General features: G+C 62.8%; 23 protein-coding genes. 15 read left to right on the plus strand and 8 right to left on the minus strand.

What is annotated here, in order from left to right; all coding sequences use genetic code 11:
* Positions 1–59: 59 nt before the first annotated feature.
* Positions 60–941: a DMT family transporter gene (locus LVE68_RS00225; protein WP_232942024.1), complete on the minus strand. Its 882-nt coding sequence runs from the start codon at positions 939–941 to the stop codon at positions 60–62.
* A 109-nt stretch (positions 942–1,050) separates the two neighbouring features.
* The gene (locus LVE68_RS00230; RefSeq protein ID WP_232942026.1) at positions 1,051–1,446 is read right to left on the minus strand and encodes a DUF1622 domain-containing protein; all 396 of its coding nucleotides are present in this window, start codon (positions 1,444–1,446) and stop codon (positions 1,051–1,053) included.
* 180 nt (positions 1,447–1,626) lie between these two features.
* On the opposite strand from LVE68_RS00230, the gene LVE68_RS00235 reads away from it, so the two are divergent.
* Complete coding sequence (locus LVE68_RS00235) at positions 1,627–2,400, plus strand: L,D-transpeptidase family protein (RefSeq protein ID WP_232942028.1); 774 nt, start codon at positions 1,627–1,629, stop codon at positions 2,398–2,400.
* On the opposite strand, the gene LVE68_RS00240 is transcribed toward LVE68_RS00235, so the two are convergent.
* Positions 2,393–3,643, minus strand: coding sequence for an NADH:flavin oxidoreductase/NADH oxidase family protein (locus LVE68_RS00240; protein WP_232942030.1), 1,251 nt, complete (start codon positions 3,641–3,643; stop codon positions 2,393–2,395). The genes LVE68_RS00235 and LVE68_RS00240 overlap by 8 nt on opposite strands.
* 138 nt (positions 3,644–3,781) lie before the next feature.
* Here LVE68_RS00240 and LVE68_RS00245 point away from each other — a divergent pair, with 138 nt between their 5' ends.
* The 8 genes from LVE68_RS00245 to LVE68_RS00280 all read left to right on the plus strand — a co-directional run bounded on the left by LVE68_RS00245 (position 3,782) and on the right by LVE68_RS00280 (position 11,169).
* Positions 3,782–4,426 (plus strand): TetR/AcrR family transcriptional regulator, encoded by a 645-nt coding sequence (locus tag LVE68_RS00245; RefSeq protein WP_232942032.1) that lies wholly within the window; start codon positions 3,782–3,784, stop codon positions 4,424–4,426.
* Between the two features lie 215 nt (positions 4,427–4,641).
* Complete coding sequence (locus LVE68_RS00250) at positions 4,642–6,054, plus strand: M14 family metallopeptidase (protein WP_232942034.1); 1,413 nt, start codon at positions 4,642–4,644, stop codon at positions 6,052–6,054.
* A gap of 78 nt (positions 6,055–6,132) precedes the next feature.
* Complete coding sequence (locus tag LVE68_RS00255; protein WP_232942036.1) at positions 6,133–6,693, plus strand: GmrSD restriction endonuclease domain-containing protein; 561 nt, start codon at positions 6,133–6,135, stop codon at positions 6,691–6,693.
* Positions 6,694–6,899: 206 nt separating this feature from the next.
* Positions 6,900–7,196, plus strand: coding sequence for a hypothetical protein (locus LVE68_RS00260; RefSeq protein WP_232942038.1), 297 nt, complete (start codon positions 6,900–6,902; stop codon positions 7,194–7,196).
* 237 nt (positions 7,197–7,433) lie between these two features.
* Positions 7,434–7,757, plus strand: a complete 324-nt coding sequence (locus tag LVE68_RS00265; protein ID WP_232942040.1) for a helix-turn-helix domain-containing protein — start codon at positions 7,434–7,436, stop codon at positions 7,755–7,757.
* A gap of 206 nt (positions 7,758–7,963) precedes the next feature.
* The gene (locus LVE68_RS00270) at positions 7,964–9,391 is read left to right on the plus strand and encodes an amidohydrolase (protein ID WP_232942042.1); all 1,428 of its coding nucleotides are present in this window, start codon (positions 7,964–7,966) and stop codon (positions 9,389–9,391) included.
* Positions 9,391–10,689: an amidohydrolase family protein gene (locus LVE68_RS00275; RefSeq protein WP_232942044.1), complete on the plus strand. Its 1,299-nt coding sequence runs from the start codon at positions 9,391–9,393 to the stop codon at positions 10,687–10,689. Before LVE68_RS00270 ends, LVE68_RS00275 begins: the two co-directional genes overlap by 1 nt.
* A gap of 90 nt (positions 10,690–10,779) precedes the next feature.
* Entirely contained in the window at positions 10,780–11,169 is a 390-nt protein-coding gene (locus LVE68_RS00280) for an MAPEG family protein (protein ID WP_232942046.1), read from the plus strand.
* A gap of 310 nt (positions 11,170–11,479) precedes the next feature.
* Here LVE68_RS00280 and LVE68_RS00285 read toward each other — a convergent pair whose 3' ends face one another.
* The 3 genes from LVE68_RS00285 to LVE68_RS00295 all read right to left on the minus strand — a co-directional run bounded on the left by LVE68_RS00285 (position 11,480) and on the right by LVE68_RS00295 (position 13,429).
* Positions 11,480–11,809, minus strand: coding sequence for a YebG family protein (locus LVE68_RS00285; RefSeq protein WP_232942048.1), 330 nt, complete (start codon positions 11,807–11,809; stop codon positions 11,480–11,482).
* 400 nt (positions 11,810–12,209) lie between these two features.
* Entirely contained in the window at positions 12,210–12,827 is a 618-nt protein-coding gene (locus tag LVE68_RS00290; protein ID WP_232942050.1) for a LysE family translocator, read from the minus strand.
* Complete coding sequence (locus LVE68_RS00295; protein ID WP_232942052.1) at positions 12,827–13,429, minus strand: DUF924 family protein; 603 nt, start codon at positions 13,427–13,429, stop codon at positions 12,827–12,829. Before LVE68_RS00295 ends, LVE68_RS00290 begins: the two co-directional genes overlap by 1 nt.
* Before the next feature lie 117 nt (positions 13,430–13,546).
* On the opposite strand from LVE68_RS00295, the gene LVE68_RS00300 reads away from it, so the two are divergent.
* From LVE68_RS00300 to LVE68_RS00315, 4 genes are all read left to right on the plus strand, one after another.
* Positions 13,547–13,810: a hypothetical protein gene (locus LVE68_RS00300; RefSeq protein ID WP_232942054.1), complete on the plus strand. Its 264-nt coding sequence runs from the start codon at positions 13,547–13,549 to the stop codon at positions 13,808–13,810.
* 66 nt (positions 13,811–13,876) lie between these two features.
* A complete protein-coding gene (locus LVE68_RS00305) occupies positions 13,877–14,767 on the plus strand; it encodes a DUF6249 domain-containing protein (RefSeq protein WP_232942056.1) in 891 nt (296 codons plus the stop codon).
* A gap of 12 nt (positions 14,768–14,779) precedes the next feature.
* Complete coding sequence (locus LVE68_RS00310) at positions 14,780–15,334, plus strand: sigma-70 family RNA polymerase sigma factor (protein WP_232942058.1); 555 nt, start codon at positions 14,780–14,782, stop codon at positions 15,332–15,334.
* A 43-nt stretch (positions 15,335–15,377) separates the two neighbouring features.
* Positions 15,378–15,713, plus strand: coding sequence for a hypothetical protein (locus tag LVE68_RS00315; protein ID WP_232942060.1), 336 nt, complete (start codon positions 15,378–15,380; stop codon positions 15,711–15,713).
* A 165-nt stretch (positions 15,714–15,878) separates the two neighbouring features.
* On the opposite strand, the gene LVE68_RS00320 is transcribed toward LVE68_RS00315, so the two are convergent.
* A complete protein-coding gene (locus LVE68_RS00320; protein WP_232942062.1) occupies positions 15,879–16,355 on the minus strand; it encodes an LEA type 2 family protein in 477 nt (158 codons plus the stop codon).
* A 101-nt stretch (positions 16,356–16,456) separates the two neighbouring features.
* Between LVE68_RS00320 and LVE68_RS00325 the strand changes: the two genes are divergently transcribed.
* Both LVE68_RS00325 and LVE68_RS00330 read left to right on the plus strand, forming a co-directional pair.
* Positions 16,457–17,626 (plus strand): dipeptidase, encoded by a 1,170-nt coding sequence (locus LVE68_RS00325; protein WP_232942064.1) that lies wholly within the window; start codon positions 16,457–16,459, stop codon positions 17,624–17,626.
* Positions 17,627–17,764: 138 nt separating this feature from the next.
* Entirely contained in the window at positions 17,765–18,772 is a 1,008-nt protein-coding gene (locus LVE68_RS00330; protein WP_232942066.1) for a mechanosensitive ion channel family protein, read from the plus strand.
* Positions 18,773–18,796: 24 nt separating this feature from the next.
* Here the strand turns inward: LVE68_RS00330 and LVE68_RS00335 are convergent, their stop codons facing one another.
* Complete coding sequence (locus LVE68_RS00335) at positions 18,797–19,900, minus strand: NADH:flavin oxidoreductase/NADH oxidase (RefSeq protein WP_232942068.1); 1,104 nt, start codon at positions 19,898–19,900, stop codon at positions 18,797–18,799.
* Positions 19,901–20,021 lie beyond the last annotated feature (121 nt).

Raw genomic sequence — 20,021 nt, forward strand, 5'->3', positions numbered from 1 at the left:
CCCTGCAATCTACCACGCGCTTCCCGGCGATCGTCAATGAGCCCCCGGGTTGTTGTGACTCAGTCTGTTGCCGAAGCATCGTTCCTGTTGTTGCGAGCCACAATCACCAGCGCAATGCCCCCGAGTATTGCAACTGAGGACAGCACCATACGCAGGTCCACCGACTCGTGGAGAAACAACACACCGCCGATCGCGGTGATCACGGGCACGCTCAATTGTACCGTGGCGGCAGTGGTGGATTTGAGGGCGGGCAGGGCGGCATACCAGATGACGTAGCCGATACCCGAGGCCACGGCACCGGAGAGTATTGCGTAGATCACCCCCGCAAGGTCGAACGAAACCTGTTGTCGCAGGAGCAGGCTGAGGGCCAGGGTTACCGGGGCGGCGAGGATAAAGTTGCCGGCGGTGACACGGGTCGGGTCCTCCTGGCCAATACCGCGCAGCGAATAGACTCCCCAGGCTACACCGGCGCCGAGCATCAGCGAGGACGCGAGTGGCGGCGGGGCGGTGGCGCCAGGCAGGAGCAGGACAACAAGCCCGGCGATGGCGATAAAAGTACCGACAAGCTGCAGCGGCCCCAGTCGCTCCCCGGCCCACAGCCCGTGGCCGATCATGGTGACCTGTACAGCACCGAACAGCAGCAGCGCGCCGGTGGCTGCATTCATATTCACGTAGGCAAAGGAGAAACCGGCCGCATAAGCGAAGAGTGCAACGGCCGAAATCCAGTTGCCGTGCTGCCAGTGCTTCCTGTCACCGTTTTCGATAACCGGTTTGTGTAGTGATACCAACCACAGGATCACCGCCCCGGAGAGCAGGCGCAGGGAGGTAAAGCTGGCCGGGTCGATACTGGTTTCCTTGAGGGCAAGGCGGCACAGGATCGAGTTGCCGGCGAAGGCGATCATTGCCAGGGTGGTCAGCAGCAGGATGCGCAGTGAGGGCATAAATACTGTTCCGGCGGCCGGGCGGTCCTGGCCTGGTGCCATCAGGTGTGGGTGGGACCGCGATTGTTGGTTCCGCCGGGGGCGTTTCCGACGCTGGCGCGCAATTGTATCAGTTGTCGCGACCAGCGGTGGAGGTGGGTGCAGGGGCATCGTGGGTGCCCGCCGGGTGGGTCCATGGCATCTTGCCCTCGATCTCCATCTCCAGGGTAAAGCTCAGGAAAGCCCGCATCAGGATAATCAGGGCCAGGATACCGACGTTTTCCAGGGATTCGGAAACAATCACCGTGCGGATGATGTCACCGGCGATCAGGAACTCCAGCCCAAGGATGATCGCCCGCCCCAGCTGTTGGCGGAAATTACGGAAGGACTCTGCCCCGGGCAGGTGGCGGTATGTGGTGAGGAACTTGCCGGTGGAGAAGCAGCAGCCCACCAGGATTACCAGCACACCGAAAATCTCGATGGCCAGCCCGGTGATTTCGATTGCCTGCAGAAATTGCGTTCGCATCCTGTCGCCCGATTACTTCCCTGTGCTGGATAACCTCGCACGGTCCGTTTCAATGTAGGTAGTAGCGCAGGTATTCTCAAATTTGCCCCGAATCGGCTTGCCCCGGGCAGGGGGTACTTTTTCGATCCCCGCCCCGGAGTTAAGCTCTGGCGTGAAAAGCAATGTAAGGAGCCGATTGCAATGCGACTTTTCCAGTTGGTGGTGGCGACCGTGGGCCTGCTGGCCTCATGCCAGGGATTGGCCCAGATTCCCGAGACCTCGTCCCAGTTGCTGCTCACCATTACCGAAGACTGGGATGCGGATACGGGCGTGATGTACCAGTTCGAGCGGGCAAAAGGCGGCTGGGAAGGTGTGGCGGAGCCCGTGCCGGTCAATATCGGTCGCACCGGCCTGGCCTGGGGAATCGGCCTGCACCCACAGCAGCAGGGCCCGCAGAAGCGGGAAGGGGATGGCAAGGCGCCGGCGGGTATCTTCCGGCTGGGCGACGCTTTCGGCTACGCGCCTACGGTGGAAACCGGCCTGGCATACTGGCCCATGAAAGAGACACATTTCTGCGTGGATGTCCCGGAATCCCCCCTCTACAACCGCACAGTGGATACGGAAGAGGTGGGGCGCGCCGCTGTTGAAGGCTCCAGCGAGGGGATGCGCCGGGATATCCACTACGGCGACCAGCAGTACAAGAAAGGGATATTTGTCGCCCACAACCCTGAGAACCAGCCTGGCGCCGGCAGTTGTATCTTTATCCACCTCTGGAAGGCGCCGGGGGCGCCAACAGCAGGTTGCACCGCCTTTGCCGAACCGCAGATGGACCGCGTGCTGGCACGCCTGCAGCGAGGTGCAAGGCCACTGTATGTGGCGTTGCCCCGTGCCGAATACCTGCGCCTGCGGGACTCCTGGTCACTGCCAGCCCTGCCGGTTGGCGATGGGGACAGTGAGGGTAACAGCCTCAGGTAGCCTGTGGCCCCGGGTTCTTGCGCAGCCAGCGCCGGTAGCGCCAGGCGTGCAGCTGGGTGCTGAGGAAATCCCGTACCAGGTTCAGCAAAATATTGAGTTTCGGGTCAGGGCGCTGGTTGCTGGCGATGCGGCGGATATGGGTGCGCGCCGAGGCCATCACGCCCAGGCTGCTCATGGCCTGGGTGCGCAGGCGCCTTGTGGGATAGTGGATCTCATCCAGGTCGCCTTCCAGCATGCGCCGGGGCAACTCCGGCTCCAGGCAGAATGGCTTGGCCATACCGATCACATCCACCGCGCCGAACTTCAGGGCCGCATCCATGCCCCGCCGGGAGCGGAAGCCACCGGTTACCATCAGGGGCATGGGAGCGATAGCCCGGGCCTTTTCGGCAAAGTCGAGGAAGAATGCCTCCCGCTGGGCGGTGCGCTTGCCGGGGGTGGCGTCCTTGCCGCCCATCATCGCCGGGGACTCGTAGTTGCCGCCGGAGATTTCCAGCAGGTCGACCCGGAACTCCGCCAGGCGCTCGATTACGCGCAAGGCATCCTCTTCCGTAAAGCCGCCGCGCTGGAAGTCGGCAGAATTGAGTTTTACTGACAGCGCCTTGCCGCGCGGCAATACGGCGCGTACCGCGGCCAATACTTCAAACAGGAAACGGGCACGGTTTTCCGCTGAACCGCCCCAGCGGTCCTCGCGGCGATTGGTCAGGGGAGAGAGGAACTGGCTGATCAGGTAGCCGTGTGCGGCATGCACCTGTACGCCGTCGAAACCGGCCTCCACCGCCAGGGCGGTGGTGCGGGCAAAGCGTCGGATCTGCTCGCGAATCTCGTCATCGGTCAGTGGGCGGGGGGTATTGAACAGGCCGCGGCCGCCGGGTACCTCAAGGCCCACGGCGGAAGGTGCTACCGGGCGTTCACTCAGGTATTTGGGTATCTGTCGGCCGGGGTGGTTGATCTGCATCAGGAACAGGTTGCCGCCCTGGCGCCCGGCACTGGCCCAGGCGCGGAATTGCTGCAGGCGGGACTCATCCTCGAGGAACACGGCGCCCGGGTCGGTCATGGCACGTCGGTCCACCATTACGTTGCCGGTGATCAGCAGCCCGGGGTTCCCGGCGCTCCAGCGATGGTACAGGTTGATATGTGCGCTGGTGGGGGCGCCGAGGTGGCCCAGCTCTTCCTCCATGGCGGACTTGGCAAACCGGTTGGGCAATAACAGGCCGTTGGGCAGTGTAATGGGGGTGGCCAGCATCGGTACCTCCTGATGATAAATACCAGTGGGTCGGAATCTTAAGAGGGCGTTGGGTTGGCGTCAATAAATACCAACCGGTCGGTATTTATTTGGAGGCCGGCTGTGTTCCATTTATGATGCCCCGCAGGGTAATAGACCATGAGGATTGCAGATATGTCCGCCAGCGGTACAGACAGTTCCCGGGCCCGCGGTGGCTGGAAGAAGCTGCCCGAGCAGGAGCGACGCCGGGCAATCCTCGCTGCGGCCCGTGAATGCTTCAACAGCCGTGGCTTCGGCAGTACGTCGGTGCAGGATATAGCCAGCGCGGCAGGCCTGACCAAGGGCGGCATCTATTTTCATTTCGAATCCAAGCAGGCCATTCGCACCGCATTGCTGGAGGAGTTCACAGCGCCCGAGCGATTTGCCCTGGAGGAGGCGGCGGTCCTGGCGCTGCCGCCACGGGAGCGCCTGCTGGAACAACTGCGGCGCCTGCAGGCCGGCCTCAGCGCGGCCAGCGCGGGGTCGATTGTAACCCTGGCGGAATCGGTGACCCGTGACCATTGTGGTGGGGAGCAGGTAAGGGAATTCTTCAACGCTGCGGTAGGCGCGCTGCGGCGGACACTGGCCAGTGGGGTGGAAAGTGGTGCCTTCCGCTTGCAACTGGATACGCTGGTGGCGGCGAAACTGTCCCTGGCGGCAGTGGATGGCCTGGCGTTGCACCGCGAGTTTGATGCGGCTGGTATCCGCACCTGCCGTGGGACCGACAGCCAGCTGGCGTTGCTGGTGGATGGCTTTATGGATTGAGGCCTGTTACCCCGCTATTCCTGTACGCGAGTGTTAGGTGGTTAACATCACCAAAAAAATTTGATTGCAAAACCCGGGCAGGCTGTGGAATATTTTATTTGCTGAAATTATTCCGCGGCGAATGATAAAACCGATAACAACCGGGTACTGCCATGCCGATTTCCTTTCCCAGTGCCATTGATGCACTTCTATTACGCCCTGTGTCCGCAATCGCAATGCCCGCGCTGAAAACGGTAGCGGCGGCTGTGCTGATTGCCGCCGGCTCGGTGGCGATGGCCGCGGCTTCGCCGGAAACCTATGAACAGTATCGCCAGCCGGGCCTCGACAAGCCCGTCATTCGCCAGGCGGACATTCTGCCGCTGGTGGACCGCTTGCGGGAATCGGAACTGGTGGATGTAAAGGAAATCGGTCGTTCCTATGAAGGCCGGCCCATCTTCCGCCTGCAGGTGGGTTCCGGTCCCATGCGGGTGATGATGTGGTCACAGATGCACGGCGACGAGCCTACCGCCACCCCGGCAATTTTTGACCTGGTGAATTTTATAACCGCGCCGGAACAGGCGAAGTGGCGGGCCGGGTGGATGGACGAAATCACCCTGGTGATGGTGCCCATGCTGAATCCCGATGGCGCCGAGCGGAACAGCCGCCACAACGCCCAGAGCTTCGACGTGAACCGCGATGCCAAGGCCCTGCAGTCGCCGGAGGGCCGGGTCCTGATGGGGTTGGCAAAGGAGTTCGACCCGCATTTCGGCTTTAACCTGCACGACCAGGACCGCCATTACGGCGTCGGCGATACCGGCAAGATGGCCACTATCTCGGTGCTGGCGCCGGCGTACAACCGGGCGCGCGAAGTCAATGACAGTCGCGCCGGAGCCATGAAACTGATCGGCGTGCTGACCGCGGCGATCGAGCCTTTCATCGGGGGCCATATTGCCCGTTACGACGATACCTATGCCTACCGTGCATTTGGCGACACATTCTCTGAAATGGGCATCAGTACCATCCTGATCGAGTCCGGTGCCCACCCTGCGGACCCCAACCGGCAGGTGGCACGGCGGATGAATTTCGAGATGCTGGTGAGCGCTATCGACAGTATTGCCACGGGCAGCTATCGGGATACCCCACTGGCCCGCTACGAGGCAATTCCCTTTAACGAGGACGACGCCATCGTCGATATCAAGATCACCGGGCTGAGGGCAGGTGAGGGCGACACCGGGTATGTCACCGACCTGGCCATCAACCAGCGGACCGGTGGTGCCCAGGTGGTGGATGCCGGCGACCTGTCGAACCTGGCCGGGGCGCAGACCCTGGATGCAAGCCAGTGGCAATACCAGCCGCCGCGTCCCTTCCAGCTGGATGGCGACCCAATCCTGATGCTGGACGACAGCCGCTACCGCGAGCTGCTGGAGGATGGCTACGGCTACTTTGTTGGCGACCCGGCGCGGCTTCGGGTGGACACCGAATTGCCGGTGGCCATCAACCCCCGCAACCCGCAGCGGCAACGGCCACTGCGTCGTCGCGATGCCACCTTCCTGTTGCGCGATGAGGCGGGTGTGCGGGTGGCAGTAATCAACGGCGAGGTGATTGAGCTGTACCAACAGCCTTCCGCAACAGGACAGAAAGCCCGCTGAGGCCTGGCAGGTGGAGCCGCGCTGCCCGCCTGCCATCTCCCCGACAACCAGGCCCTGAAAACGATTGGTAGGAGTAGTATGAGTAGTCGATCGTTACGTCCCCTGTGGGCATGCCTCCCGTTTATCCTTTGTACTGTTGCCAGCGCGGCGGATTACCATCGCGCCGAGTGGCTGCCACGCTGGTCAGACAGTGACCGCGACTGCCAGGACACCCGCCATGAACTCCTGCTGCGCTACTCCCTGGCGCCGGTGACCTTTACCCGCGCCGACCAATGCCGGGTCAAGACCGGCCTGTGGCTGGATCCCTATACCGGCAACTTCTTCACCCTGGCCTCGGACCTGGATGTGGAGCATATCGTGCCGCTCAAGTGGGCCCACGATCATGGTGGCGCCGGCTGGGATAGGGCCCGCAAGCGCCAGTTTGCCGAGGACCCGGAGAACCTGTGGTTGGTGGATGACGGGCGCAACCAGAGCAAGGGGCACCGGGGGCCGGACCAGTGGATGCCGCCCTACGGGCCCGTGTCGCAGGTCTATGTGGAGCGCTTTATGGCGATCGTCCGCAAGTACGATCTCCAGCCCTCCGGGGAGGAGGCGCGCCGCTTTACCGCCCTGGCCGCGGGACGTCGCGGCGGCAGCTGACTTCGCCGGGGCCTGGCCGGACCAGTAGGGAGCCTTCCCCGGAGTGCCTGCGGGGGCAGGACACCTGGACGGAAAAGGCGCCAGAAGCTGCTAGACTCAGGGGGACCCTGGATAAATCCGTCGTATTTCCCCGGAGCTTCCGTAGGCCCCGGAGATGATGGACTGCAGGGGCTCCCCGGATTGCTCCCGAACAGGAGGCTGGCGCTATGTGGCAGTGGGTGTTGGCGACAGGGCTGATGTTGCCGGTGGCGTACGATACACAGATTACGATTGGCCCGGAGCAGGGTGCCTCTGGCAGCCCCTACCTCAGCTTCTGCCAGGAGCGCTTTTACGAGGAGGATGACGGCCTGCTGCGCTGTAACTGGGCGGTCAACTTCAATTTTGCCTGCTTCGTCTCCTATCCCTCCAACAAGGTGATCCAGGCGGGCTCCAAGATCCGCGAGCCGGAAGTGGTCGGCGAGTGCGATAATGGCGAGACCATCATCAAGCTGATGCACTACTGAGGCGTTAAGCCCTGCGACCGTCTCACAAATTGTCATCCAATTGCGACAACCCTGCGTAGATATACCTCGAGCTGGTAGTTGCCGGGTCCTGCCGGGGTGAGCCTGCAAGTGCGGCTGTAGCCATCTACCAGCAATTCCGACTGAATGTGCGAAAAGCAAAACAGGGTGAAAGTGTCGCAAAGATCCGGCATCAGCCCTGTAACCGCGTGAAACTGGAAGGAAACTGGTCAATTTACAATGAGCACTTTTGATCAAGGGCAATCTCTGGCGCAACTCGGCGAGCATTTCCGGCGCTTGCGGCTCGCGCGGAATATCCCCCAGGAAACCCTGGCAGCGGAGTCCGGGCTGGGGCTGAGTACCGTGAAGCGGCTGGAAAATGGCCGCGGCTGTAACCTATCTGCAATGTTGCAGTTGCTGGCGGCGCTGGGCTACGCTGACCGCCTGGAGCAGTTTTTTGCGCAGCTGGCGGTGGAAGCGGCACGGGAGAGCGACGATAGCATGGGTGATCGGCGCCGGGCCTCTGCGCCGCGTAAGGCCACCGAGGAGTCGACGGTGGATTGAGCCGGGCCGGCGGGGCAGGGGGATCTCCGGTCCCTGGCCACCGCGGCTTTTCCCCGATACTTATCCCGATCCCCTCACCGATCCTCGCCCCTAACCGTTTCCCTTCCCCCGGGCATCCGCTTGTAGGTGTGTAAAGGGTGCGGTCCTGATAGCATAAGCGATTACACCTGATTTACCCGCAACGGATAACAACGGAAAATATCGCTATGCAGTTGCACGCACTCTGCCGCGGGGGGCTCCCGTCGCCGCGCGCTATCGCGGCCGCCCTCACGGCCGCCTTCCTGCTTACCGGCTGTGGCGGTGATGACACCGCCGCTGGCAAAGGGGCCGCGGACTTCGCCCGCCTCGATGCCTTTCCCTCCACCTATTCCATCGAACAGTCCCGCCCGGTACTGATTACCGGTGCCACATTGCTCACCGGCACCGGCGAAATGCTGGAAAACACCGACCTGCTGCTCGAGGACGGCAAGATTGCCCGTATCGACGATGGACTCAAGGCTCCGCGAGATGCCCTGGTGGTGAACGGTGAGGGCAAGTGGGTGACGCCGGGCATTATCGATGTCCATTCCCACCTGGGTAACTACCCGGCACCGGCAATCGAGTCCTCCCAGGACGGTAACGAGATGACTGCACCCAATACCGCCGAGGTGTGGACCGAGCACTCGGTCTGGACCCAAGACCCGCAGTTTTCCCTGGCGCTGGCTGGTGGGGTTACCACCCTGCAGATCCTGCCCGGTTCGGCCAACCTGTTTGGCGGGCGCAGCGTGACCCTGAAGAATGTTCCCGGGCGCCGTGTACAGGATATGAAATTCCCCGGTGCGCCCTACGGGCTCAAAATGGCCTGCGGGGAGAACCCCAAGCGGGTTTACGGTGGCAAGGGGCAGGCCCCCTCCACCCGGATGGGTAACGTGGCCGGTTACCGCAAGGCCTGGATCGCTGCCAGCAAGTACAAGGAGAAGTGGGAAAAGTACGCCGAGAACGGCGGCGAGCCGCCCGAGCGCGACCTGGAAATGGAAACCCTGGCGGGTGTGCTGAACGGGGATATCCTGGTGCACAACCACTGTTACCGTGGTGAGGAAATGGCCGTGATGATGGATATCGCCAAGGAATTCGATTTCCAGATTTCCACCTTCCACCACGCCGTGGAGGCTTACAAGGTCGCCGACCTGCTGGCGGAGAACAATGTCTGTGCCGCTATGTGGGCCGACTGGTGGGGCTTCAAGCACGAGGCCTTCGACATGACCGAGGCCAATATAGCCATTGTCGACCAGGCCAGGGCCTGTGCCATGATCCACTCTGATTCCGCAGTGGGGATTCAGCACCTGAATGAGGAAACTGCCAAGGCGATGGTGGCCGGGCAACGGGCCGGTTTTGATATCGGCCCGGAACACGCGGTTACCTGGATGACCCTCAACCCGGCCAAAGCGCTGGGTATCGCCGGGCAAACCGGCAGCCTGGAGAAAGGCAAGATGGCGGACGTGGTGGTCTGGTCGGGCAACCCGTTCAGTGTCTATACGCAGGCAGAAAAAGTCTTTATCGATGGCGAGCTGATGTACGACCGTGACGATCCCGCGCGGCAGCCGCGCAGTGATTTCGAGCTGGGTATTATCGAGGCAGAGGGGGAGCGACTGTAATGACCAGATTCCTGATTCAACTGGCGCTTGCGGGCCTGTTCGCACTCCCGGTACATGCCGAGACCGTGCTGATCAAGGGGGGCAAGGTATACACCCTGTCCGGTATCGGTACCCTGGCCGAGGGTGATGTCCTGGTGCGGGATGGCAAGGTGCAGGCGGTGGCCCCCTCCATTAACGAGCGCGCCGACCGCGTGATCGATGCGCGCGGCAAGGTGGTGACCCCCGGTGTTATCGCACCCCAGTCGGAGCTGGGGCTGACCGAGATTAGTGCTGCCAGCGCCACCAATGATTACGCAGTCAGCGGTGAGAGTATTGGCAGCGGCTTTGACCCGCGCCCGGCGTACAACGCGAAGTCCACCCTGATCCCCTATAACCGTGCGCACGGCGTGACCCGCGCGGTGGTATTCCCGTCGATCAGCACCTGGGGTGAGGGTGCCGGCAAACTGCACCGGGTTTTTGCCGGTCAGGGCTTTGCCATTTCCCTGAACGGCGATTTCGACAGTGTGGTAGCGGAAGAGCTGGGCCAGAAGGCCTACCTGGGTGAGCTGGGCAGCCAGCTGGCCGGCGGCAGCCGGGCCAATGCCTATGCCCGCATCGAGACAGCCCTGTCCGAAGCCCGGGAATACCTGAACAACCGGGAGGCGATCCGCCGGGGCAACTGGCGTGAGCTCAATCATTCACTGGATGACCTGGAGGCGCTGCAGCCGGTCGTACAGGGCCAGCAGCCGCTGATTGTTACCGCCAATCGTGCCAGCGATATCCTCCAGGCCCTGGAGCTGGCCGAGGAGTACAAGCTGCGGTTAATCATCCAGGGTGCCGCCGAGGGCTGGATGGTAGCCGAGCAGCTGGCTGCCGCCCGGGTGCCGGTGATCATCGATGTGGTTAACAACCTGCCGATCAGCTTTGAGAGCCTGGGCGCCCGGTTTGACAACGCGGCGCGGATGCAGAAGGCCGGTGTCACTGTGGCCATTGGCGGCCCGGGTTATGGTTCCACCCACCTGGTGCACCTTGCGCGCCAGTCCGCCGGTAATGCGGTGGTCTACGGCTTGCCGTACGAAGAAGCCCTGAAGGCCATCAGTACCAATGTTGCGCGCATTTTTGGCCTCGAGGGCGGAGTGCTGCAGCCGGGTGGTGTGGCCGATATCGTCGTCTGGAGCGGGGACCCGCTGGAAGTCACCAGCTATCCCGAGCAGGTACTGATTGGTGGTGAGCCGCAGTCACTGGTGAACCGCTCGACGCGCCTGCGCGACCGCTACCTGAAGCCCGAGCAGGGCCATGAAATGGGCTACAAGTTCTGAGCCCGCTGATGGCCTGGACTTGTCCCGGATAAGATTGATAACAGAACAGGGCGGGACCGGGTCCCGCCCTTTTTACATGGGGAGTTTCCAATGATGGTTCCATTGACAGGCCTGTATGGCGGCCTCTGCGCGTTGCTGATCCTGGCGCTTGCCTTTCGCGTGGTGCGTTTTCGTCGCGGCGAGAAGGTGGGTGTGGGCAGTGGCGGTAAACACTATGCAGAGGTGTTGATCCGCACCCACGCCAATGCGGTCGAGTATGTTCCCATTGCGCTGCTGATGATGCTGGTAGCGGAGATCAATGGCCTGTCCGCTTTCTGGCTGAATATCCTCGGTGGCCTGCTGGTGCTGGGTCGTTTCCTGCACGCCTGGGGCCTGACGGCCGGCAGGGGTGGCTACCACTACGGTCGCTTCTGGGGCACGACATTGACCTGGATCGTGATCACTGCCTATGCATCGATCAATATCATCGGGGCATTCTAGGCGGGCAGCAACGGACCCCTGTTGTAGGAGCGGCCGCTGGCCGCGATCACAATAAATCCTGCTGTCAGTACTGTTATATGCCTTAGGGAATGGTCTGAAGGTCGCGGCCAGCGGCCGCTCCTACGGGGGTATGTCTACTGGCAGCGATCGGTGGCTCGGGGCATTGCAATCGCGGCCATGGGCCGTTCCTACAAAGAAGGGTAGGGTGTAAGGCGCAGGGCGCACGGGCAAAAAAAAAGCCCGGCAGATACCGGGCACAGTACAGGGATGGTTTGCGTGACATCCCCGGGTGGGGATTCATGCGGGAAAATTACTGATTCGCGGCCAGCGGGGTGACGCGGTCGTCGGCCTCGCCCTGTTCGTTGCCGGTTTCTTCGGCGCTCTCGCCTGCAGTCTCTTTTTCTGCTTCCAGCAGCATTTCAGGCTTGCCCTTGCAGGCCTTGGCCAGCACTTCGCGGCGCTTGGCCAGCAGCAGGCCAATTTCCTCGCCCGCGGCTTCGGAAATACCGTCAATATTTTTCTCGATCAGCGAGGTAATATTGGCGGCCAGCTCCAGCATCTTGTCGTGTTCTTCCGCATCTTTCTTGTTGTCGAACATAGCTCCGTCTCTATCGCATTTCCAAACAGCAACTACGGCCATGTGTGCCTCCGGTTATTGTTCAAGTAATCATACTGTGTGAACGTACAGTATCTGTATGGCTGTCCAGTGTCAACCGACGGTGACGACCTTGAAGAGATTCTGGCGTGAAATGCGGCAGGTGTGCGGGGCGGCAGGGGAGCGCAGTAGCCCCGGGTTGAACGCAACCCGGTGTTATCTGCGCCAGGCCTTGCCCGGGTGGAACCGCCGTGATGCGATAAAGCGATGGCCGGCTGCGTTTTGCGCCCCCCCGCGGCACCAGTGGGCTGCCATAATAGCCCTGCAGTCGGGCGCCTCCTCCCCCCAGTAGGCGCCCGCAATTGACCCCGCAGTGTGAGATTGAGGCCCGCCACCCGGCGGGCCTTTTTTATTGGCCCGGGATCCTGCGGGCCGGGGAGTGTACCTAGATGGTCAGTACCAGCCGCGCTGCCAGGGCCACCAGCAGGATGCCGAACAGCTGCTGCAGCCGGTGCATTACCGGACCGCCGGACCAGTTGCGGCGGCGGCCGGCCGAGACTGCCAGGGTCACCAGGCAGTACCAGACTGCATCGATCCCGGCCGCCAGGGCGGCCATGCCCAGCTTTATCCCCAGTGCCTGCTGTTCCCCCACAAACTGGCTGAACAACGCCGTGAAGAAGATTGCGATCTTGGGGTTGAAAAAGGCAATACCGAACCCCTGTGCCGCGGCGCGACGGGTGCTCAGGGGGGCGATCTCGGCCCGTTCGCCGTTGGGGTCCGGCGCCCTGGCCCGCAGTGCTTTCCAGCCCAGGTAGAGCAGCATGGCGGCGCCGCCCCACTGGAGGATGTTGAACAGGAGCGGCGACTTGGTGATCAGTACTGCCAGCCCCAGGGCCGTGAGGACCGCATAGATACCTACGCCGGCCCCGTGGGCCAGTGCAGCGGCGATGCCGGGGCGTACGCCGGCAGCGGCGCCCCGCAGGATAATCAGCAGACTGGGACCGGGTGACATGGCCCCCAGGGCACAGATACCGGCCAGGGACAGCCAGGCGACAATATCCATCAGAAGCCACCCCCTTTTTCCAGCCAGGCCTGCTCGGCCGGTGTCGAGGCCCGGCCCAGGGCCTCATTGCGGTGTGGGTAGCGGCCGAATTCCTCGATCACCTCCCGGTGCGCCAGGGCGTACTGGTAGAAGTTCTCGGCCTGGGCCGCACCCTCGGCGCCATCGAGGTGGCTCTTGCGCAGGCGGTCGAAGAACTCGATCGAGCGCTGCTGCATCTCCAGGCTCTCGCCGTGCTCCAGGGGCATCCCCAGGAAAGCCCGCTGGTAGAGGCCCAGCAGGTTGTCGTCGCCGCGCCCTATCACCGCCATGGCCACCTCCCGCGCAAGGGGGTCCCCGGCGAAGGCCCGCGGGGTGCCGCGGTAGATATTGCGGGTGAACTGGTCACAGAGCAGCACCAGGGCCAGCTCCCCGGCCAGGCTGGTGCGCCAGTCCCCCAGTTCCCCGGCCAGGGCCGCCTCGACGGCGGGGCCAAATTCTTCCTCGATCTTCTGGTCCAGTGTCTCGTCGCGGGTAAACCAGAGCTGCCGGTGGCTGTCCGCCACCGGCGCATCCAGGTGTTCGCTGCCAAACCAGAAACGCAGTACGTCGGCGGGCTGGGTCATCGGGCTCCCCTGAATTTTTTTTGCAGCCGGTGCATCCATAGGGCCTCCCGGCGGCATCTTAAGGCTGTAAACGGAAATTATATGGAGGCTACCATGGTAACCCCTGAGACAGGATGTGTGAAAAAGGTTAAATTTTACGTCGCGCTGGTTGCATTCCTGGCAGCGGCCCCGGCCATGTCGACCCCGGTTGTGTCGGCAGAGTCGCTGGAGCTGCCCATTGCCAAGGTCCAGCAGGAACTGGCCGAGAAAGCCGAGCAGGCGGTCTCGGATAAGCTCCGCGAGTGCCGGGAGCGGGAGGCCCGGGAGGAGGAGAGAGAGGTGCGCTACCCAGTGCGTATCGCTGGCCCCTCGCTGACCGGCTCCCCGCTGGCGGCCTTCTGAGGAGTGCCACCGGCAGTTACAGCAACGCGACTTAAAAGAATACTGACAGCAAGCAGAGAGTCACTAATGAGAGCGAGAAACCTGATATCCCCACTGGTCCTGGGACTGGCGACGGTGCTGGGCACCGGCTTCGCCTGGGCCCAGGAGACACCGGCGGAACAGCCGGCTGCGGCACCGGAGGTGCGCAGTGAGCAGCCACCGGAGCCGCCCGAGCCACCCCGGGCGGACATCGAGGACTACGAGGACCGTGTCGAGAAGCAGGTGCGGATCATCCGCGGCGAGGATGGCACCCTGAAAATCAGGACCCGAGATGCCGACGGCCAGCGGTCCGAGGTCGAGGTAGACCTGGGCGAGGAGTTCGGCGGGGCCCTGTCCCGGCGAATCTACGAGAAACTGGAGAAAAAGGGCATCCTCGATGAGTCCGGCCTGGTGATCGAGGAGGCCATGGAGGGAGTGCCGGATAACATCAAGATCGGTATGTCCCGCAATATCTCCAGGGAGATATCCCGGGATATCTCCCGCGATATGGCGCGGGAGTTCGGGAATCGCGGTGACCACCACTGGGAGCACCGGAGTGGCGGTGACGACGACTCCATGGAGCTGACCATCGGGCTCATCGCGGTGCTCGGCGTTTTCGGCATGCCCATCCTGATTGTGTGGCTGGTGACCCGCAACAGCTATCGCAAGAAGCAGCTGATGATGGACAACATCAACCGCATGGTGGCCGAGGGCCGGGATATCCCGCCGGAGCTGCTGGATGCCATGCAGGGTGAGTCTCCCAGTAACCTGAAAGACCGCGGTTTCACCCTGATTGCTGTAGGCTTGGCGCTCTTTATCTGGCTTACCCTCTCCGTGGACGTGGGAGTTGGCAGCCTGGGTCTGATTCCGCTGTTCATCGGTATCGCCCGCTTTATCAACTGGAGACTGGAACACCAGGAAGGCAACCGGGCAGGCTAGGGACAGCGGTTTATGGACCTCAATGACGGGGAATTGATCCGGCGTATCGTCGAAGACGGGGACCAGCGGGCATACGCCCAGCTGGTTCGGCGCTATCAGTCACAGTTGCGTTTCTCGCTCCGCAATCTGTGCGATGGTGACCAGGCCCTGGCCGACGATATGGCGCAGGAGGCCTTTATCAAGGCCTACAAGGCGCTGCCGGCATTTCGTGGGGATGCGCGTTTCAGCACCTGGCTGTACCGGATCGCCTACAATCTCGTCATGAGTTACCGGCGCAAGAACGCGCCGGAGGTGGACCAGGAGGCGGTGGACCGGGCCCAGGCCCAGGAGACGGTCGAAGAGGCCCAGCAGCTGGGCATGGCCCGCGACCTGGATGCCGCCTTGCAGGAGCTCAGCGAGCCGCAACGACAGGCGATTCACCTGTGCATGCAACGCGGCTTTTCACACGAGGAGGCTGCGAGTATCATGAAGCTGCCCCTCGGTACGGTTAAATCCCACGTTAACCGCGCGCGGGCCAGGTTGCAGACATTGCTGCAGGCGTGGCGTGAGGAGGTGGTCAGTGGATAAGTTTGAATGGTATTCCCGCAACGGGGAACAGGGGTCTGGAACCTTGAGTGAAGCCCAGTTACGCAACAGCGACCCGGATTTCGATACCTGGCTGGGGCAGCAGCTGCAGTTCAGCGAGCCCTACCTGGACGATGACGGCTTCTGTGACGGTGTCATGGAGCGACTGCCTGCGCCCACACGGCGTTCCGATCGCCGGGTGACCCGCACCCAATATGGGGCGGTGGTGTTGGCCTCGGCCATTGTCGCCTGGCAGTTCCCCCTGGATGAGGTGCTCGCCGAAGCCGCGCGCCAGTCAATCAGCCTCTACAGCCTGCTGGGCCTCGGGGTGTTGTCCTCCGTGGCCGCCATGTTCGGCGGTATTGTCGCAGCACGTCGCTGAACAACCCTGCACCGGGGGCCATCCGGTCCCCGGCCCAGTGTCTTTTCTTTTCCTTAAATCCCTTTAGCTACCCCGCTTTCGCCCCGTGCGAGTGCTGGCCCCTGCGCGGCTGTCCGGACCGGCGTCTGCGTCCCCGGCAGGGTGCCGGCCGGGCGATGCGGAGAATCAGCGGTTCAGGCTGATCTCGCCGTCCTTGCGAACGCGGATGGAGGGCGGGAATGTGCGTTCCAGGCCCAGCTTGGCCTCCAGGGAATAGGGCACAGTGTCGCCGCGCAGGGACATCAGTTCGGCGGCGGCCATGAATGAGCCCATCAGGTTGGCGGAGGCCTCTACCGCGATATCGTTGCTGCCGTAGGCGGGGATCTGTGGCAGGTCACGGGCGGTGCCGGTCACCACCTCGTGCCCGGCCAGGTCCAGGGTGTAGTAGAGTCCCGACAGGGACAGGGCCACGGAGTTGGGGTTGTCCACCCGCAGGCGAATGCGAAATCGCAGGTCGCCGGCACGATTGGCCGGCAGCGGCTCCAGGCCGGTGACCTGGACCGACGGTTCCTCGAAGTCGGGCGTGAGTACCGTGCACCCCTGGAACAGGGCCGCGAACAATAACAAAACAACAATCCGGTTGAATGACTGCACTAACTGCACGTAAAGCTCCTCAGTAATGTCCCCGCGGGACGATGATGCCCATCCGCAATAGTGGAATAATCCGCGGACAGGAATAATAACGTGGAATGCCAGGAATCCTCATGAAGAAGTTTCTCATTATCCTGACCCCGGTGGCGCTGGTTTTGTTCACAGCGTGGAAGTGGCTGCTGCTGCCCGGGGTGGAGAAAAGGATGAACACCCGCACCGGCGAGGCGCTGCCCGCGCTGTCGGTGCGGGCGCGGGCGCTGCACGAGTCACTGGTGGTGGGCGACCTGCACGCCGACAGCTTCCTCTGGGCCAGGGATATCGGGGATCGTGCCGACTATGGCCATGTGGACCTGCCTCGCGCCCGCGACGGCAACCTGGCGATACAGGTGTTTACCGCGGTGACCAAGTCGCCGCGCGGCCAGAACTACGCCAGCAACGCCAGTGATGCGCCCGACAATATCACCCTGCTGGCAGTGGCCCAGGGCTGGCCGCCCCGCACCTGGGGCAGCCTGCTGGAGCGGGCGCTCTACCATGCCGGGCGAGTGCGGGCGCTGGCGTCCGAAGCGCCGGGACAGATGCGGGTAATCCACAGTGCCGAAGACCTGCGCCAGGCCCTGGCCTCCAGGGCGCAGGGCGGCAAGCAGTTGGCCGCCATCCTGGGAATCGAGGGCGCCCACCCGCTCGAGGGCGAACTGGCCAATATCGGCCGGCTCCATGATGCCGGCTACCGGGTAATGGGATTGCAGCACTTTTTCGATAACGAACTGGGAGGCTCACTGCACGGCCAGAGTGGGGCCGGCCTGACGGAGTTCGGTCGTGCCGCGGTACAGGAAATGGCCGAGCGCTCGATTGTCATCGATGTGGCGCATTCCTCGGAGGCGGTGGTGCGGGATGTCCTGGCCCTGGTGGAGCGGCCGCTGATTGTGTCCCACACGGGCCTCCGGGGAATGTGTGACACGCCCCGTAATATCAGTGATGGGCTGATGAAGGCAGTGGCCGCCGCTGGCGGCCTGGTGGGTATCGGCTACTGGGACGGCGCGGTCTGCGATCCCAGCCCGGAAAATATCGTGCGCACCATGCGTTATGCCATCGACCTGCTGGGGGTTGAACATGTAGCGCTGGGCTCGGATTACGACGGCACGGTGGAGGTGGCCTTCGATGTCGGGGAGCTGGGGGTGTTGACCCAGGAAATGCTGCGACAGGGATTCAGTGAATACGAGATCCGCCGGATTATGGGGGAGAACCTGCGGGATTTCTTCCTGGAACAGCTTCCTGCCTCCTGACGCCATTTGCCGCTCTCGCCGGCGGCATGGTTGAGGCGCATGCCTTTCGCTGGCACATGCCACCGGCAGGCCCCGGCACATCAAGCCTTTCAGCTATAAAAAGGGATGGTGTACTGAAACCGGAGCAGCGTGTTACCCGTGAGCGGCCTCGCATTTTTTCTCAGCCAACTACTGAACTTGCCGGCCCGGCTCCTGGTGCAGGAGGAGGGTGGGGGCAAGGAAGAGAAACCCGCCCTGCAGGAAAACCTGGAGGAAATCACGCCGGAACCGGTTTCCGAGGCGGCAGAGACCGTGGTCAGTTCGCTGGACTCGGTCTGGGGCAACTTCCTCAACCACACGCCGTTTGTAATCGCCAGTTTCATGGTGTTGTTCGTCACCTGGCTGATTGTCCTGACGGTCCGCCATTTCGGCAGTCGTATCTTCCGCCGGTTTGCCTCGAAAAAATCCCTGCAGGACCTGATGGTCCGCCTGCTCACCATTGTGATATGGATGCTGGGGTTGCTGTTTGCCGCCATGGTGCTGTTCCCCGGGCTGACCCCGGCCCGGGCGCTGGGCGCGGTCGGCCTGCTGTCGGTGGCGATTGGCCTGGCGTTCAAGGATATTTTTGAGAATTTCTTCGCAGGCATCCTGATCCTGTGGCGCTTCCCGTTCGAGGAGGGCGATGTAATCGAGTGCGAGGGCGTATGTGGTCGCGTGGAGTCGGTGGAGGTGCGCAATACGACGATTCGCAAGCTCACCGGCGAACTGGTGATCGTGCCGAACCTGTTCCTGTTCCAGAACCCCTGCGAGATCCTGACCAGCCGGGTCAAGCGGCGTGTGACTATCACTGTGGGTATCGCCTATGGCGAGGATGTGCGGGAGGGGGTGAAGGTGATTGCAGAGGCCATGAAGCCCCTGAAGACAGTGCGACAGGAAGATCCGGTGCAGGTATTTCCCGCCGGTTTCGGCGAGAGCAGTATCGATATCGAGGTCACCTGGTGGACCGGCTCTGTGCCCTTCGATATCCGCCAGTCCAAGGGTGAGGTGGTTACCGCGATCAAGCTGGCCCTGGATGAGGCAGGCATAGAGATTCCATTCCCTTACCGCACGCTGACCTTCAAGGAGCCCCTCCGCATAGACGGGGAAGGGGAGGGGAAAGAGGCCTGAGGCCCCGGGGCCGGAAAGGCCGGCTCACTCCCCGAACAGGCCCGGGTAATTGTGTGGCTGGGAGCGCAGGTACTGGTTGGGTGCCGAGACGGTGGCCCCCAGGTGTGCAGCGGCATGCCAGGGCCAGCGGGGGTTGTAGAGCATTCCCCGGGCCAGGGCGACCATATCGGCATCGCCAGTGGCGATGATCGACTCCGCATGCTCGAACTCTGTGATCAGTCCGACCGCGATGACCGGCATCGAAACCGCCTGTTTCACGCCCCGGGCCAGGGGTACCTGGTAACCGGGTCCAACAGGAATCTGCTGGGTGGGATCCAGCCCACCACTGGAGACATGTATCGCCCCGCAACCGCGCTGCTCGAGGGCCCGCGCAAAGGCGATGGTCTGTTCCAGGTCCCAGCCGTTCTCCACCCAGTCGGTACCCGACACCCGCATGGAAAGAGGGTAAGCATCCGGCACGGCATCGCGTACGGCCTCGAACACTTCCAGCGGGAAGCGCATCCGGTTCTCCAGTGAGCCACCGTATTCATCATCGCGCCGGTTGGACAGGGGGGAGAGAAACTCGTGTAACAGGTAGCCGTGGGCGGCGTGGATCTGGATGGCGTCGAGCCCCAGGCGAACCGAGCGCCGGGCCGATACCGCGAAGGCATCCCGCACCCGCTCCATGGCAGCCCGATCCATTTCCAGCGGCGCATGCTCGCCCGGGTCATATGGGAGGGGGGAGGGCGCCAGCGTCTGCCAGCCGTTGGTATCCCCGGGTGCAATCTGCCGGCCGCCCATCCACGGCAGGTCCGTGGACGCCTTGCGGCCGGCGTGGGCGAGCTGGATGGCGATGGGCATGTCGGACCATTGCCTGATCGACTCCAGGGTACGGGCCATTGCGGCCTCGGTGTTATCGTCCCACAGGCCAACATCGCCGTAACTGATCCTGCCCTCTGGCACCACAGCGGTGGCCTCAATGGTGAGCAGCCCCGCCCCGGATAACGCCAGTTGCCCCAGGTGGATCAGGTGCCAGTCGGTCATGCAGCCATCAACCGCGGAGTACTGGCACATAGGCGCAATAACAATCCGGTTGGGGAGTGTCAGCGAGCCGACAGTCAGAGGTTCAAACAGCTTGGGTGCGCCCATGGCCGGTTTCCTGTTGAATGCCCAGCAATTACCACAAAGCTTAAGGGCCGGGGGAGCATCCCGCCATAGTGAAACCTGCAGGGCAGTTGCCTGAAGCTGTCGTATTTCGCCGGGGAGGGGC

The sequence above is a fragment of the Microbulbifer sp. YPW16 genome (assembly GCF_021290385.1).
In the GTDB taxonomy this organism is placed as follows: Bacteria; Pseudomonadota; Gammaproteobacteria; order Pseudomonadales; family Cellvibrionaceae; genus Microbulbifer; species Microbulbifer zhoushanensis.

Bases quoted from the DNA above. Each gene is read 5' to 3' on its own strand.
- LVE68_RS00260 (WP_232942038.1), top strand. From the start codon at position 6,900: ATGTGGCAGTGGGTGTTGGCGACAGGGCTGATGTTGCCGGTGGCGTAC.
- LVE68_RS00265 (WP_232942040.1), top strand. From the start codon at position 7,434: ATGAGCACTTTTGATCAAGGGCAATCTCTGGCGCAACTCGGCGAGCAT.
- LVE68_RS00240 (WP_232942030.1), bottom strand. From the start codon at position 3,643: ATGCTGGCCACCCCCATTACACTGCCCAACGGCCTGTTATTGCCCAAC.
- LVE68_RS00310 (WP_232942058.1), top strand. From the start codon at position 14,780: ATGGACCTCAATGACGGGGAATTGATCCGGCGTATCGTCGAAGACGGG.
- LVE68_RS00280 (WP_232942046.1), top strand. From the start codon at position 10,780: ATGATGGTTCCATTGACAGGCCTGTATGGCGGCCTCTGCGCGTTGCTG.
- LVE68_RS00275 (WP_232942044.1), top strand. From the start codon at position 9,391: ATGACCAGATTCCTGATTCAACTGGCGCTTGCGGGCCTGTTCGCACTC.
- LVE68_RS00225 (WP_232942024.1), bottom strand. From the start codon at position 941: ATGCCCTCACTGCGCATCCTGCTGCTGACCACCCTGGCAATGATCGCC.
- LVE68_RS00295 (WP_232942052.1), bottom strand. From the start codon at position 13,429: ATGACCCAGCCCGCCGACGTACTGCGTTTCTGGTTTGGCAGCGAACAC.
- LVE68_RS00245 (WP_232942032.1), top strand. From the start codon at position 3,782: ATGAGGATTGCAGATATGTCCGCCAGCGGTACAGACAGTTCCCGGGCC.
- LVE68_RS00230 (WP_232942026.1), bottom strand. From the start codon at position 1,446: ATGCGAACGCAATTTCTGCAGGCAATCGAAATCACCGGGCTGGCCATC.
- LVE68_RS00255 (WP_232942036.1), top strand. From the start codon at position 6,133: ATGAGTAGTCGATCGTTACGTCCCCTGTGGGCATGCCTCCCGTTTATC.
- LVE68_RS00325 (WP_232942064.1), top strand. From the start codon at position 16,457: ATGAAGAAGTTTCTCATTATCCTGACCCCGGTGGCGCTGGTTTTGTTC.
- LVE68_RS00335 (WP_232942068.1), bottom strand. From the start codon at position 19,900: ATGGGCGCACCCAAGCTGTTTGAACCTCTGACTGTCGGCTCGCTGACA.
- LVE68_RS00305 (WP_232942056.1), top strand. From the start codon at position 13,877: ATGAGAGCGAGAAACCTGATATCCCCACTGGTCCTGGGACTGGCGACG.
- LVE68_RS00270 (WP_232942042.1), top strand. From the start codon at position 7,964: ATGCAGTTGCACGCACTCTGCCGCGGGGGGCTCCCGTCGCCGCGCGCT.
- LVE68_RS00285 (WP_232942048.1), bottom strand. From the start codon at position 11,809: ATGGCCGTAGTTGCTGTTTGGAAATGCGATAGAGACGGAGCTATGTTC.
- LVE68_RS00290 (WP_232942050.1), bottom strand. From the start codon at position 12,827: ATGGATATTGTCGCCTGGCTGTCCCTGGCCGGTATCTGTGCCCTGGGG.
- LVE68_RS00235 (WP_232942028.1), top strand. From the start codon at position 1,627: ATGCGACTTTTCCAGTTGGTGGTGGCGACCGTGGGCCTGCTGGCCTCA.
- LVE68_RS00250 (WP_232942034.1), top strand. From the start codon at position 4,642: ATGCCCGCGCTGAAAACGGTAGCGGCGGCTGTGCTGATTGCCGCCGGC.